This window comes from Haemophilus sp. CCUG 66565 (assembly GCF_001679495.1).
Taxonomy (GTDB): domain Bacteria; phylum Pseudomonadota; class Gammaproteobacteria; order Enterobacterales; family Pasteurellaceae; genus Haemophilus; species Haemophilus haemolyticus_K.
Genome location: NZ_LZOX01000013.1, coordinates 182,213 through 194,783, shown reverse-complemented (window position 1 = coordinate 194,783; position 12,571 = coordinate 182,213). Strand labels below are relative to the sequence as shown.

Genomic DNA, 12,571 nt, shown 5'->3' with positions numbered 1-12,571 from the left:
TTGAATCGGGTTTAAATACAGCCTTTGATTAAGTAACCGGCGGCTTTACCCACAATGTACGGTTTGTTGATATCGGTAGTGCGAACAATTTCAACTTTACCGCCCACTTCTTTGTAGGTATCCACATACAAGCCGTTTTTACGGCGTACGGTATAACCAAATGATGGCTCGTAGATATTTTGTTTTTGTTCTTTTGATGCCGGCGCAACATAAGCCAATACAATCGCTTTCGACCAAATATCTTTTAATTCACCCGCTTGTTCATGCACTGCTTCACCCACAACAACACGATCTACTTTGATTAATTTTGCAAAGTCTTCCGGAGTTAATACAGCAGTAGCCACGTATTTGATTTTTTCTAATACTTTTGGGTGTTCGCTTAACACTTCCCACACGTCGCCAGAAATTGCACAAACGTTTGGTTTGCGGCCAGTGGTGCGTTTAATTGCACGAATACCGGTTTTAATCACACCAATAGGGTCTGAATTAGGGTCGGTAAATTGAGACGTGCCGCTTAAGGTCACTTTGTTTGTGGTTTCGTAATTGGCTTCGTCTAAAGCTAAGTCCGCACAAGCTTTTTCACGGCCAAGGGCAATAACATCCTGAGTAACACCGGTGGCGTATTGACGCAACGGATATACACCTTCAGTTTCATTCACTTCACGGATATCAATCGGGTATTCGATGTCGTTTTCTTCTAAAACAACAGTCAATGATCCAATATCTTCTGGTGTTAAACGGTTTGATTTTGCGCGGAGTTCACGTTTAGTGGTTTGTAAACGGAACGCCAAACGGCCGAATGTCGGGATTTTACCGCCTTCTTTTTGCGTTTCGGCAACCGGGAATAACACTTCGGAAATCATATTGCCGTTGTAATAGCCTTGCGCGAGTTCGGTTAATACCGGGTCAACGACGCGTTGTTTTGATAAATCAGTCATTGATTTGCTCCTTTATTGAGTGATTGCGTTAAATGCGGCTGTGTAGTCCACATTGTGTTCTTTCATATAAGCACGGACTTTTTTGTCCATGTCGATGGCGTCAGCTGACGTACCTTCGGCATATTGCACCGTACCGTCTTCTGCGCCTGCGGCTTTGTCTTTAGTCGCGACTTCGCCAAATTCCACAATTTGCGGCTGAGCTTCTAAAAACGCTTTGATTTTGCCATGTAGGCTTTCACCTTCACCAAACTCAACCACGCTACCGGCGGCAGTTGTCGAGCCGTAATTCAATAAATCGATGGCTTGTTGTTTCGCCACTGGGGCTAATTTGCCCGCTTTGACTAAACCTTCGGCAAAGTCGGCATTGTCGGCTTTGGCTTGATTCAGTAATGCTTCAGCTTTTTCGGCTTTCAACTGTTGGTTTTCTGCCTTGAGCTGTTCAATTTCTTCAGGGGTCATTTCAGGTTCTCCTTGTGGTTCTGAAGGTTGATTAGGTTCATTAAAACTAGGCATTGGAATACCTATTTCGTCTTGTTGATACCGTTTTAAATCATTGCGAATGGATTCTTCTTGCACACTTGCCACCAAATAATCTGGCACAGCTTTGTCTGCTTCTTCCTGTCCGTGCGTGCCGATAATCCAATCCCGCAAGCGACGCCAAAGACTGGCTTCTGCCCAATCGGAAAAGTCCACCACACCTTGTTCGTTTTCCGCAAATTCTGGGTTGCGTAAGCCTTTTACAGCCGGTGGCATCGCTCCTAAAAAGCCGACATGGCGTAAATACAAGTTACCGGGGCAAGGGTTATTCGGGCTATCGGGCAAATAAAAAGAGGAAGAGATTTTCTTGAATCGCCCTTTTTCCACCATTTCCGCGAACTCGGGATCAATTTGGTCGAACTCGGCTTTCAATACATCACCGTCTAACTCAAGACGTTTTACCCAGCCATAAGCAGGGGCGTTGTGTTTGGGGTGACCGATCACCGCAGGGGATTCGTGAAAATTGATGTTGTAAGCGTCAACGGCTTGTTGCAAATCGGCTGTAGTGATTTCCACTTCCACGCCATTTGCGTCGGTGCGTTTGCCTGCTTTGAAAATTTCGATTAGTTGCATAAGGTATCCTCGTTTGAATACCGCTAGCATAGGCGAAAATGATAAGTTTGGATTTTAAAGTGATTGAAAGAATAAAAGAGGGATAAATTCCGTTTGAAGTGAAATACACATAACCTACAAATCTAAAACGGTTTAAGAGGCGTTTAAATGCGTTTAAGTGCGTTTAAATTTTTTAAGACGATAAATTACATTATTTTTAAATTAAAACGCCACCGCGCGATTTTGTGGCGTTATTTTGATTTTTAGTAGTTATCTTAAATTTTGGTCGATTTGGCGTTGCAAAAGTGCGGTGGCTTTTTTCAGAAATTTTTGTTCGTCCTGAGCATTCACTCCCAACCATGGACGCGCAGGAATTTTAGACTGTTTAGCATAAACGGTATTACTCCCTTTTCCAAATTTTAACCGCTTGCCTTTCTTCGGTCTAATTACGCCACCGAACTGGTGCAGTTTGGCATATTTTGCATCGGAACCAAACTCAAGACGATTATCATCATAATTGTATGCTGTCTTTTGTGATAAATAACCTCCCTGTTTTAGTATCTGATCATTTCCTTTTATTTCCCGTGTAATAGGGGAAAGGGGTTGCCATTTTTTACCATCGGGCGCAACTTCAGCTTTAAATCGGTCGGCATGAATTTTCTTCAAGGTTTCGCCCAATAAGCCGTAGAGTTTGCGCGGGTGTTGCAATTGGCTTACGATTTTTGTGAGCTTTCGAATCGCCTGGTTGTCGTCTAAGGTGATTTTTAACATGGGTTTCTCTTGATTAAAAAATAACTTGGGCGTATATTGGTGGTGCGGTGGGGGTTTCCTACTGGAAAGGTTGCTTGGCATAAGCCCGCATTATCCTGTTCGAATCAGGCAAACCACCGCAATAATCACAATTCTCCATATAACACTTTAAAACGTCCTAACGCGCTTAAATCTTCTAAACGACTTGCTGTTCTGACCATGTTCAATTTATGTGGTAGTTTCTTACCGCTCAACACGTCTTTTAGCTTGATTTCATAGTCCATTTTAACCGCCACTTTACCTTGTTCGGTTTCATAGACGAATAACAGGGTCGGTTGTTTTTGTTGGTCGTCCAATAAAATCACCTTCGGATGGCGTAGCTTTTCTGGCAACTGTTCCCAAAATTCTACAGGCAAGCTGATTCCCTTGGCTTGTTTGCTGTCGCGTAGTGCATGCAATACGTCATCATCACGCACCGCAATCACCGCACTTTGTGGGGCTTTATCCAAATTGTCTAATTTGGTGATCACGTTTTCCGGAATCACGCCCACGTATTTCATATTGCCGCGCGCTATTTTTTGCGTGTTGACGGTATCCACCATGTCTTTCATCGCGCCGTTTAACAACACCATGGCTTTCGGATTTTTCAGCACGTCATCAATCAGCAGACTGGCTAAGTGCGGTTCTGCCATAGTTATTTTTTGCAGTAACAGCTTGTCCACGTCCACATCTCGGGATTGGGTGAGGCGTTCAAAGTTGTAGGGCGCAAAACCTACATCATAACCTTTCGGCACACGCACCGTGCGCGGATTGCCGGAACGCACGCCCACCAGTTTTTCTTCCCACTCAATTTCAGGCGATGAGCTCACGGTTTTACCCATTTCGGCTAAGTCGTCTTCATCATGCGCTGATACAGTGCAGTGGCAACCGTACGCTTTGATTGGGTAATAATAGCGCCAAAACGGATCAGTCGCCGGTAAAATCGTGCCGTCTAGGTCGATATGTTTTTGGCGTGGGTGCGCATTGTCGTGATGGTGATATTCCCAATAAGGCAATACATCCGCCAAGTCTAAATGTTGTTTTAAACGCCCACGGTTATATGCACCATAAACGTTGGTGTCGTAAATAATCCGTGTGCGCCAGTTGCGACCTCCGTTATATTGCCAGCCGGTATTTGCCACAATCTCGTCAAAGCGCTTACGGAAACCTTCAAGGGTTTCACCGTTAGAAATCGCGTCATCCACCGCTTCGCGAAACGCTGTAAGCACTTCGTTACGATTCGCCCCGGCGACCATGAAGAAATAATCATGTTCTTCGCCCAGCACGTCTAAATAACTGTTGGTCGGTAAATTGAGTTTCTTCTCAAAATATTTGACCTGCTCTTCAAAAGTGAACTTCATGCCAAATCTCCCCTAACCCCTCTTTGCTAAAGAGGGGGACTTGGTGCGCTCATCTTCTACGGATTGACGACCGGCAAAATGCGCGGTAGTTGATGCCCACGCCATCACCTTGCCATATTCGGCGAAACTCAATTCAGGAATTAAACTGTCAAGCTGATGACGGAAGTCTTCCAGGCTTTCAGCCTGTGAAAGTTGGTCTTTGATGGTTTGTAGCCATTCCTCCACGAACGGTTCGCCTTCGACTTCCAACTGCTCACCAATGCTATCCACGATAGATTTTGGAATTGGCTCGGCAAAATCCACCTTATCCGTTCCCTTCTTTTGTAAAGATAGGTTAGGGGAGATTTCTTGCACCACAATGTCGCCCTCTTCAAAGCCATAGGTGCGCATTAAGTATTGTTCGGTAAATTGCACGCCCAAGCCAACCAGTAAGCCATCACGTTCCGCTTGGAGTTTGTCAATGCTTTCCTGTTCGTACAAATCAAAGGTCGGCAAGGTTTCTACACTGAAATTCAGCTCGCAAATCCACGCCAATAATTGATTGAATACGCCTTCCACAAGGCTTGCGTCGTCATCGCGAATGTCGAGCGTCACTTCCAAGCCCGCCGTTGCGCTGGCACGGTTGGCTTCCGCTTCGGTTGTTTGGTTTTGCCCCAATAACGCAATGGCGATTTCAGACTTGCAGTAACGCAGGAAATCATCAAACACTTGTGATGACCCGCTTTTGCTTGCGCTTTCTAACATAGAAATAGAGCTATCTTCGGGGATTGCTGCCACCGCCGTACCGAGCATTTCTTCCATACTGGCCAATAGCTCATTAATTTCATGCACCTGCGCTTGACGAGGATGTTTGCCGACTAGCCAAGGCGAACCGTATTTTTCCATGAATTCGAGCCAGAATTTAAAGCCACCTTTCTTGAAGGTCGCCGCCCAAAAACACATCGCAAGGTCGGCACGTCCGTAAGGATTCATATAGTCCGCTTGTTGTGTCGCAAGTAAGAATTTCTTTTCCGGAACAAGATCGCCGTTGCGGTTATCTTTGGTGCGGAGCATTAAACGGTTTTCTTCATCGAACACAAACCATTCCTGCGGTTTACCCACTACAGCAACGGGTAATAATAAGCCGTTTTGGTTTTCCCACATGACTTCCAAGGCTTGGTAGCCAAACAGGGTAGCATCTAAAATTTGGTTGATGATTTGGCTCACTGGCAAGCGGTCGAAAAGTGCGGTCAAAATCTCGTCCGTTTTTTCGTTACCAGTTGGGGTAAGGCGCCATTCAAGCCCTTTGATTGCTGCCTTACGTCTTCGTACACAGCCACCCACGTGGCTATCGGATAGGATTTCGCGATAAGCCGAAATGTCCTTGCCCATTTTTTTCAAAACAGGATCAGGGTTGGGTAAATAGTGCATAAACGACCAAAAGTCGATAGCTTTGGCGCGGGTCGCGATAACGCCGATTAAATCTTGTTTCTTCGCTGTCATAGTTAATATCCTTGGGTCATTTTGCGACTGGCACGCGGTTTACGGCTGTGTGCCATTACAGGTTGCATTACTGCTTCAGTAGCGGCAGTTAAGGCTAAAAAGCACGCCCACGTGCGGTCGGCGTGTCCGTTGCTGTCGCTTTCTGCGGTAAAGCGTGGCTGTCCGTTTGAGCCTGTAACCTTTTTCAATTTGTGCAAATCTTCTCGCAAATCGCTGTTGCCTTGCGGAATACGAATCTTGCGGTCTTCAAAGGCGGTTTTACCAATGGTGGCCATTTTGAGTTTAGTGGAAACATTAAAGAGCGTGCCTTGAATACGTTTGCCGTGTTCGTACTGAGCGTCTTCTACCATTTTTTCGCCCATCCCAGTTTGGTCGAGGTTTCCGCCTACTACGTGATATTGTTTCATAACACGGTTGAGTTCTTCCAACTGCTCGCGCAATGGCACGCGTTTGAGTGTAATGAGCTCACGCGTCCAATAAATATCGCCGACCAACTCCAATACCCAAATGACGGTTAAGTCACCACGCGCGGCAATATCCATGCCCACAAAACAAGCGCCACCTTGATAAAGCTCGGGCTTGCCGGCATCAGAATGTTCTACGGCATCAATCAAATCGTAAGATAACCATGCACTTGCTTCGTCTAACCATTTGAGTTCGAACTCTTGTGCCCATGCATCTTCATCATTCAAGCCACGACGGAGTTGGTCAATGTCACGTGGTAAGCCGTCCGCTACCGCTTGATAAATATCAACGGTATGGCGAGACCATTCAGTGTTGTCTAGGTCAGTCATCAATTCATAAAATTTATTGCCTTTACCATTCGGCGTAGAAACTACGCGCAATTTCCAACCGGCAGATATGACGGGGAACAGAGCTTTCCAAATTTCACGGCTATCTGCATGGAAGGCAAATTCATCCAGAAATACATTGGCAGAAAACCCCCGTGCGGTGTCAGGATTAGCAGGCAGTGCGGTGATTTTTGAACCGTTAGGGAAGACAACTTCAAGGGCGTTAATAGTGGTATCGTCTTTGAAAGGCACTTCAAGTACCTCGCAGACCATACCCAAGGCTTCAAGATGGCGTTTTACGCCTTCATTCATGGCTTCTTTAGCTTGGCGCTCACCGCGCGATAAAATCACCCAGCGAGTGCGTTCGCCTTTAGCTTCTGCGTCTAAACAATCCAGTACAATTTCAAACGTGGTCGTAAATGTTTTCCCTGTTTGTCGGGCAAACATCGCCACTTTGAATCGGCTTTTATCATTCAGCCAACGCTTTTGATAGTCATAAAGAACGGTATTATTCGATGCCATAAACTGCTTTTACCATTTGTTGAACATCTGCCAAACTAACACCCTGTTGCTTACCTGCTTCTTCCACGGCTTCTGCAGCACGTTTAATGGTTTCTTGACGAATGGCTTGCTCGCGTTTAAAACTTAAACTTTCAGCCTGTTCCAACCGTTGAATGGCTGACGATAGCAATGCCAAATCCTTCGGCTCTGCCTTGCCGTTTTCGCTCATGCCGATAGAGGTTTCAAAGGCAAGATTCTTCACGATTTCCATGAGCAGTTTGCCAATATCGCTTTGTGGTGCCTCGCCGAATTGTTTCGTCCAAATCTCAGCGACTTCACGTGCATTGCGAATTTTGCTTGCCATTTGTTCCATACGGCTTGCATAACGATTAAGACCTGTGCGGCTTAATTGATAGCTGTCATCTAACCCGCAATCGCGGATCAGGTCGTTGATTTCTTCAAGGATTTGCGCTTGTGAAAGGTGCTTGTCTCGCAACATCATTGCAAGTTGGGTTTTGATATTAGGTGGAAGTAAGTCCACTTTGCTTGCACGGCCACGTGTATTTTTATCGCTCATTTAAACCTCCTTTAAATTGGGTTTAAATCTTTGGACTTGGCTTTTTTACGCCGTCCACGAAAACGCGACCTTGTGCCACATCCAACCCACGCTGTGTAATAGTAGCTACGAAGAAATCTTTGCCGTTGTTGTTTAAACGAGCCAGCGTAATCAAGCCTTGCTCCTCAAGCCATAACAGGTGGTTTCGCACTAAGTCTCGGCTAATATCGTGGCCATACATATCTAAGCAATCATTTAAAATGCTTTCATTGGCATCATAACCACATTCTTCAAGCGAGCGCAGAATAACCAAACGTTGGTCTTTGGTGAAAATATCTTGACGCATCATTCTTTGTTTACCTCTTTTTCAATTAACAACTTCACTTGATGGTTAAGACTGTTGATGTTGGTATTTAATACGTCGGTTGTGCCTTTCATTTCCGTCATTAATAAACGCAAATCGGACACTTCTTTTGAAGTTGGCAAATGTCTTAATTCACCTTTGACTTCCGATAGGCTTTTTTCGTTGTTCTCAATTGCCCTGCGTAAGTCAGCAACATCAGTTTTGCGAGCATATTTACTGTCCATCGTCAGCCAAAAATATGTCCATACAGCACCGCCAATCGCCACTACAATTGCCCAATGACGTTGCACAAAATCCAGTACTTCTATCATTATTTAGGTTCCTTTTTTTGGCAGATTTTTTCATAAGTTAAATTATGATTAAGCACCTGCCGTTTGGTTTCTTCTGTATCTTTACGGCTTGGGTAAATAAGACCAAATGCTGAACATCCGCTAGTCTTCACGGAAATAACCTTTTGACTGCAGCTGCTCATCAACAGACTTGCCAGACAAAGTACGGTTAGTTTCAGTAATGTTTTTTGCCGTGTTTGCATTTTCTAACTCCTGGGCGACTGCGGCCGCTTCACGTTTTACGAATTCGATCTCTTCTTGTTGCTTGCGAATTTTTGCCGCTTGCACGCGACCATGAATAAAAACGCCAGCCAAAACGGCGAAAGCCGCCCCTACAATATAAAGATTAATCACTGTTACCCCCTTGGCCATTGCGGTTTTGCATCGCATTGGCAAAGCCTTTCGTTGCCGCGCCACCGCCACAAAAAATAGCAAATGTCGTGAATAATTCCGGTACATAGGAGCGATTTAACCATACGCAAAATACCAAAATCCCCGCCATGAGAAGTGCGCCAAAGAACTGGATAAATGCAGTAGTTGACAGGCGACCATCGGCGTTAGTGATAAGCTGTGAAAACATTAGTAACTCCAATACAAGTAAAAACCTTGTGCGGCAGTCGTTCCGCCATTGATTACGCGATTACGCTTTGCGTTGTTGCTTGGCTTAAAACGTGAGGCTTTGTAGTTTCCCCAACCTTTCGGGACGGTGGTGTTTTTTACGCGTTTGCTCATTTGTCCTCCTGAATTTGTTGGCATTGGTAGATGGTGCTACCAACACTAAATTTGCCGTATGTTTGGCAAGTATCTTCAACAGCCAGCATCGTAAACACAACGACAAGGCAACATATCACCCCGACCAGAAAAGCACCGGCAAGCAAGGGATCTAAGTCCTGTATGAGAACTGCGGCAAAACACAGGCTCAAAATAAGCGCAAGAAATAATGCAATTCCCATAGCTACCCCCTGAACAAATGGTCGAAATTAATCACTTGCTCGGAATCCAACCACGTCCACACATCAAAACACGGGCAATCTTTAATCCATTCGTTCGGTGTAATCGTGCCGTCACCATTCAGATCAGGGCTTAAATCACGATGTCCACAAATGCGTGCACTGGGATATTCGCTTTCCAGTTTTTGCAATAATGTATGCAGGGCAATCCATTGCTTTTCGGTGTATTCGCCGTAGTTTTTACCGCTTTCGTCAATACCACCTACAAGACAAATGCCGACCGAATATTGATTATGACCTTTCACGTGCGCGCCGATTTCGCCAATCATTCGACCGGTTTCAACGGTGCCGTCCGTGTCGATTACATAGTGATAGCCGAGGTGTTGCAGGTGTGGGTTGAATTGTTTGACTAACACGGAGCTACGCTTAAAATCGCGCTGTTTATGCCATTCATCAATACGTTGCGCGGCGGTTTGTGTCGCCGTGCGTAATGATTTGCCATTTTTTGTGGCAGAACAGTGGATCACAATTTTGGTAATGGGGAGGGATAAAGACATAAAAAAACTCCTTCTAAGTGAACTTAAAAGGAGTTTAAAACGGATGGGGTTTTATTGATTTTAAATTGATTTAAAGAAGTTAATCGGCAAAATTAGCGGAGGATATGATGCCTGTATATTTACTCGCAGATACACCATATTTTTTACCGTTCCAAATAATTGTTTTAGATACATCTTGATGTTTTTCACTGTATTCAGTCATCACAGACATGGTAAGCTCCATGATTTTCTTGCCTAATGTTTTGATCTCGTTGTCGCCTTCAAAAGCAGATAACACAGCTGAGTTAGATAATACCATCAAAATATTTTCATCGGTATTCGTTGGTGATGGTGTCACCACTGTCATCATGCTTTTTACTTTATGGGTTTTCTTATCTAGAGTAATGATAAGACCAAATCTTTCGGTGAACATATAGTTCACCACATCATTGACTTCACCATCGGTTATTTTTGGATTTTTCGTCATCTTGTATGGGGATTGTGCATTTTTTAATGCTCTTCCGATTCGGGATGAGAATTTCTTCACATCAAGATCAAGTGTTTGCTCTGGTTTTTCGGCTTCTGTTTTAGGCTCTTCTTTGACTTCCTCTGTCACCTCAAGCTGTTCAACCGTTTTTTCTGTTACCTGTGATTCGGTTTGTGCTGATTCAGCTTTTTCAACCTGTTCAGATTGAGGCGTTACGACTTCTTCTTTTGTCGGTGTGCTTTCTACTGCTTGCTGTGTAGTTTCTGTCTTAGTTGGTGTTTCCGCCTTATTTGGGGCAACCATTACAGCGGCAATAACTAATCCCACAAAACCCACAACAAAACCGGCTAAGTGACGAACGATTTTGCCACGCCCTTTATTCTTAAAGTATTTTGCAACAAAATACCATACTAAGACTAATACAATGAGAGGTAAAAATTCCATAGGTTATAGCTCCTTAAAATTATTGTGAATAGAACGGTGAAATAATAACCTAAAAAATCATTTTTAACCCATAAAAAAACGCCCTTTCGGGCGTTTTTATTAATTATCTACCACAATTGCATTGTGGAATTGGCATCGGGCGACGTTTAGCTCTAATAGTTTCTCCAGTTCTTGGGTCTTTATGAGACCAACGGAAGATTAGAGGACAAACGCACCCACATTTTGAGCAAATTGTTGTTGCCATGGTGGTTCACCGTTAAATTTCAAATTACCATCACTTAGCCTATGGACAACACTATGCAACTTGTTTTAGAATACTTCACCGTTTTCGAAGGTGTTCTTCTTTTGCAGGCATTGTGTACAGCGGATGGAGAACTATACATAGTAATTAATACGCCAATATTACTTACTATCCTAAAACCCAGTCTTTATGATTGGGTTTTTACATTTCTAGCCGACCGAAATCTAGTGAGATTTGTGTAATTGAGTAACCCATTGCTTCTAAAATAATTTCTGCAAAGGTGTCTGCCTGCCATTCGGGATCTTCATTGATTGTAGGTGGCTCGTCTGCTTTGTGTAAGTAGGCTTGGTGCATTAGAAAAACGTGTCCGAGTTCATGCAACACAATTTCGAGTGAATCTTTATCGCCTTTACAGGCAAGAATATAGGTATTTTCAGGAATACGAATGGTAAACTCGCTTGGGCTGAAATGCCCTTTGGTGAAGTTATGGGTGAGTTCCTGCCATTCGGTCTCTGACAGGATCTCAAGATTGACAATCGTTGCCACATTTTCCAATACATCATCAAAACGTTGTCGTGCTTTATTCCATTTGGTAAATTTCAAATGCTTAGCAAGAGGCAACGCCATTTTTTCAATTTCATTTCTGGTCATTGGTTTTACTCGTAAGCCGTTCATTTCGTATAATAAACTTTGTAAACTCATCCATTACTCTCCTTTTTCTGAATGGATTTCTTTTAATAATTCGGCAAATTTGGTGAGTTGCTCTGCGGTCATCGCAGATTTGGCAAAACCTGCTACCATCATTTGCTGTTGTAATGGCAAACCTTCTACAGGAATAGCGTCATTAGAAATATGAGCCAATTCTTTCAAGTTTTCAGTTTGTACGTTTCTGTCTTTAAAGTAGTCAGCAATTTTTTTTACCCATTTAGTCGTGACTTTTTTACGACCAGTTTCCATTCCGCTTAAAAATGCAGGAGTGGTTCCGATAGTCTCTGCCATACTAAGTAGTGTTTCACCGGCATCAATCCGAGCTTTGCGGACTGCTTTGCCGAATTCTGTAAGTGCCATAGTTTTATCTCCTTGTCTCTCTTATTTCCCAATTTTAAGCAATTAAACAAGAAAGTCAATAAATTATTTTTTGATTTTTGATTTTTTATTTACCTATTTGGTAAATACTGGATTGTTAAAAAACGCCCTTTCGGACGTTTTTTCTCATTTTTAGCGGTTATGCGTTGCCAAACATATCAAACTGACGGCGTTGGATTTCTTCTTTTGTGATTTTTTTCACTATCTGATAAATCCACTGCATAGATACGTTATATTTTCTGGCAAGTTCGCGGTGATTTGTACCGTTAAATTCGTTGAAAATCTTACGGTCACGCTCGTTTAGCAATAAAACAAGGTTGCGCGGGATATAAATCACCTCACCGCCCCAGCATTGTGCAATGTGATTTGCCACTTCAATGCTGATTTGTTGTGCGAGCATAGGTTCAATATCAGCGATTTTCTCTTTTATTTTTACTTCTGTATGCTTTGCTAAATCCGCCAAAATCTCAGGCGCTTTTTCATTAAACGTTTCAATTTGTTCCGTTGTTGCATTCAACATAGCCACCTCTACTGTTTGGACGATCATTATTGCGCAAAATTATAGCGATATTGTTCCACATTGTGCGGATTATTTTCAGGAAGGAATAAGGGGGGAGTGAATAATTA

Annotated in this window: 18 protein-coding genes; all 18 read right to left on the bottom strand. The window is 43.5% G+C overall.

The features are described from left to right. Window positions 1-11: 11 nt before the first annotated feature. Window positions 12-938 carry a hypothetical protein gene (locus A9501_RS04535; RefSeq protein ID WP_065265067.1) on the bottom strand — a complete coding sequence of 309 codons (927 nt, stop codon included), beginning with the start codon at window positions 936-938 and terminating at the stop codon, window positions 12-14. Between the two features lie 12 nt (window positions 939-950). Beyond that, entirely contained in the window at window positions 951-2,048 is a 1,098-nt protein-coding gene (locus A9501_RS04530; RefSeq protein WP_065265066.1) for a peptidase, read from the bottom strand. Window positions 2,049-2,297: 249 nt separating this feature from the next. After that, complete coding sequence (locus A9501_RS04525; protein ID WP_065265065.1) at window positions 2,298-2,798, bottom strand: phage virion morphogenesis protein; 501 nt, start codon at window positions 2,796-2,798, stop codon at window positions 2,298-2,300. Window positions 2,799-2,923: 125 nt separating this feature from the next. Beyond that, window positions 2,924-4,177 carry a phage head morphogenesis protein gene (locus A9501_RS04520; RefSeq protein WP_065265064.1) on the bottom strand — a complete coding sequence of 418 codons (1,254 nt, stop codon included), beginning with the start codon at window positions 4,175-4,177 and terminating at the stop codon, window positions 2,924-2,926. 12 nt (window positions 4,178-4,189) lie between these two features. Next, window positions 4,190-5,659 carry a DUF935 domain-containing protein gene (locus tag A9501_RS04515; protein WP_065265063.1) on the bottom strand — a complete coding sequence of 490 codons (1,470 nt, stop codon included), beginning with the start codon at window positions 5,657-5,659 and terminating at the stop codon, window positions 4,190-4,192. A 2-nt stretch (window positions 5,660-5,661) separates the two neighbouring features. Further along, window positions 5,662-6,972 (bottom strand): terminase large subunit domain-containing protein, encoded by a 1,311-nt coding sequence (locus A9501_RS04510; RefSeq protein WP_065265062.1) that lies wholly within the window; start codon window positions 6,970-6,972, stop codon window positions 5,662-5,664. Then, entirely contained in the window at window positions 6,959-7,528 is a 570-nt protein-coding gene (locus A9501_RS04505) for a DUF3486 family protein (protein WP_065265061.1), read from the bottom strand. Before A9501_RS04505 ends, A9501_RS04510 begins: the two co-directional genes overlap by 14 nt. A 22-nt stretch (window positions 7,529-7,550) precedes the next feature. Then, window positions 7,551-7,853 carry a VpaChn25_0724 family phage protein gene (locus tag A9501_RS04500; RefSeq protein WP_373554068.1) on the bottom strand — a complete coding sequence of 101 codons (303 nt, stop codon included), beginning with the start codon at window positions 7,851-7,853 and terminating at the stop codon, window positions 7,551-7,553. Further along, window positions 7,853-8,182 carry a DUF2730 family protein gene (locus A9501_RS04495; RefSeq protein WP_065265059.1) on the bottom strand — a complete coding sequence of 110 codons (330 nt, stop codon included), beginning with the start codon at window positions 8,180-8,182 and terminating at the stop codon, window positions 7,853-7,855. The genes A9501_RS04500 and A9501_RS04495 overlap by 1 nt, the downstream gene beginning before the upstream one ends. A gap of 120 nt (window positions 8,183-8,302) precedes the next feature. Continuing rightward, window positions 8,303-8,590, bottom strand: a complete 288-nt coding sequence (locus A9501_RS04490) for a DUF2681 domain-containing protein (protein ID WP_179855780.1) — start codon at window positions 8,588-8,590, stop codon at window positions 8,303-8,305. Beyond that, entirely contained in the window at window positions 8,547-8,780 is a 234-nt protein-coding gene (locus A9501_RS04485) for a DUF2644 domain-containing protein (RefSeq protein WP_065265057.1), read from the bottom strand. Before A9501_RS04485 ends, A9501_RS04490 begins: the two co-directional genes overlap by 44 nt. Further along, window positions 8,780-8,932, bottom strand: coding sequence for a hypothetical protein (locus A9501_RS09695; RefSeq protein ID WP_179855779.1), 153 nt, complete (start codon window positions 8,930-8,932; stop codon window positions 8,780-8,782). The genes A9501_RS04485 and A9501_RS09695 overlap by 1 nt, the downstream gene beginning before the upstream one ends. After that, entirely contained in the window at window positions 8,929-9,153 is a 225-nt protein-coding gene (locus A9501_RS04480; protein WP_065265056.1) for a hypothetical protein, read from the bottom strand. Before A9501_RS04480 ends, A9501_RS09695 begins: the two co-directional genes overlap by 4 nt. A 2-nt stretch (window positions 9,154-9,155) precedes the next feature. Beyond that, window positions 9,156-9,707 (bottom strand): N-acetylmuramoyl-L-alanine amidase, encoded by a 552-nt coding sequence (locus tag A9501_RS04475; protein ID WP_065265055.1) that lies wholly within the window; start codon window positions 9,705-9,707, stop codon window positions 9,156-9,158. A gap of 79 nt (window positions 9,708-9,786) precedes the next feature. Beyond that, window positions 9,787-10,617 carry a hypothetical protein gene (locus A9501_RS04470; RefSeq protein ID WP_065265054.1) on the bottom strand — a complete coding sequence of 277 codons (831 nt, stop codon included), beginning with the start codon at window positions 10,615-10,617 and terminating at the stop codon, window positions 9,787-9,789. A gap of 442 nt (window positions 10,618-11,059) precedes the next feature. After that, window positions 11,060-11,560: a hypothetical protein gene (locus A9501_RS04465; protein ID WP_065265053.1), complete on the bottom strand. Its 501-nt coding sequence runs from the start codon at window positions 11,558-11,560 to the stop codon at window positions 11,060-11,062. 3 nt (window positions 11,561-11,563) lie between these two features. After that, complete coding sequence (locus A9501_RS04460) at window positions 11,564-11,926, bottom strand: helix-turn-helix domain-containing protein (protein ID WP_065265052.1); 363 nt, start codon at window positions 11,924-11,926, stop codon at window positions 11,564-11,566. Between the two features lie 157 nt (window positions 11,927-12,083). Next, window positions 12,084-12,491 carry a Mor transcription activator family protein gene (locus A9501_RS04455; RefSeq protein ID WP_257006489.1) on the bottom strand — a complete coding sequence of 136 codons (408 nt, stop codon included), beginning with the start codon at window positions 12,489-12,491 and terminating at the stop codon, window positions 12,084-12,086. Window positions 12,492-12,571 lie beyond the last annotated feature (80 nt).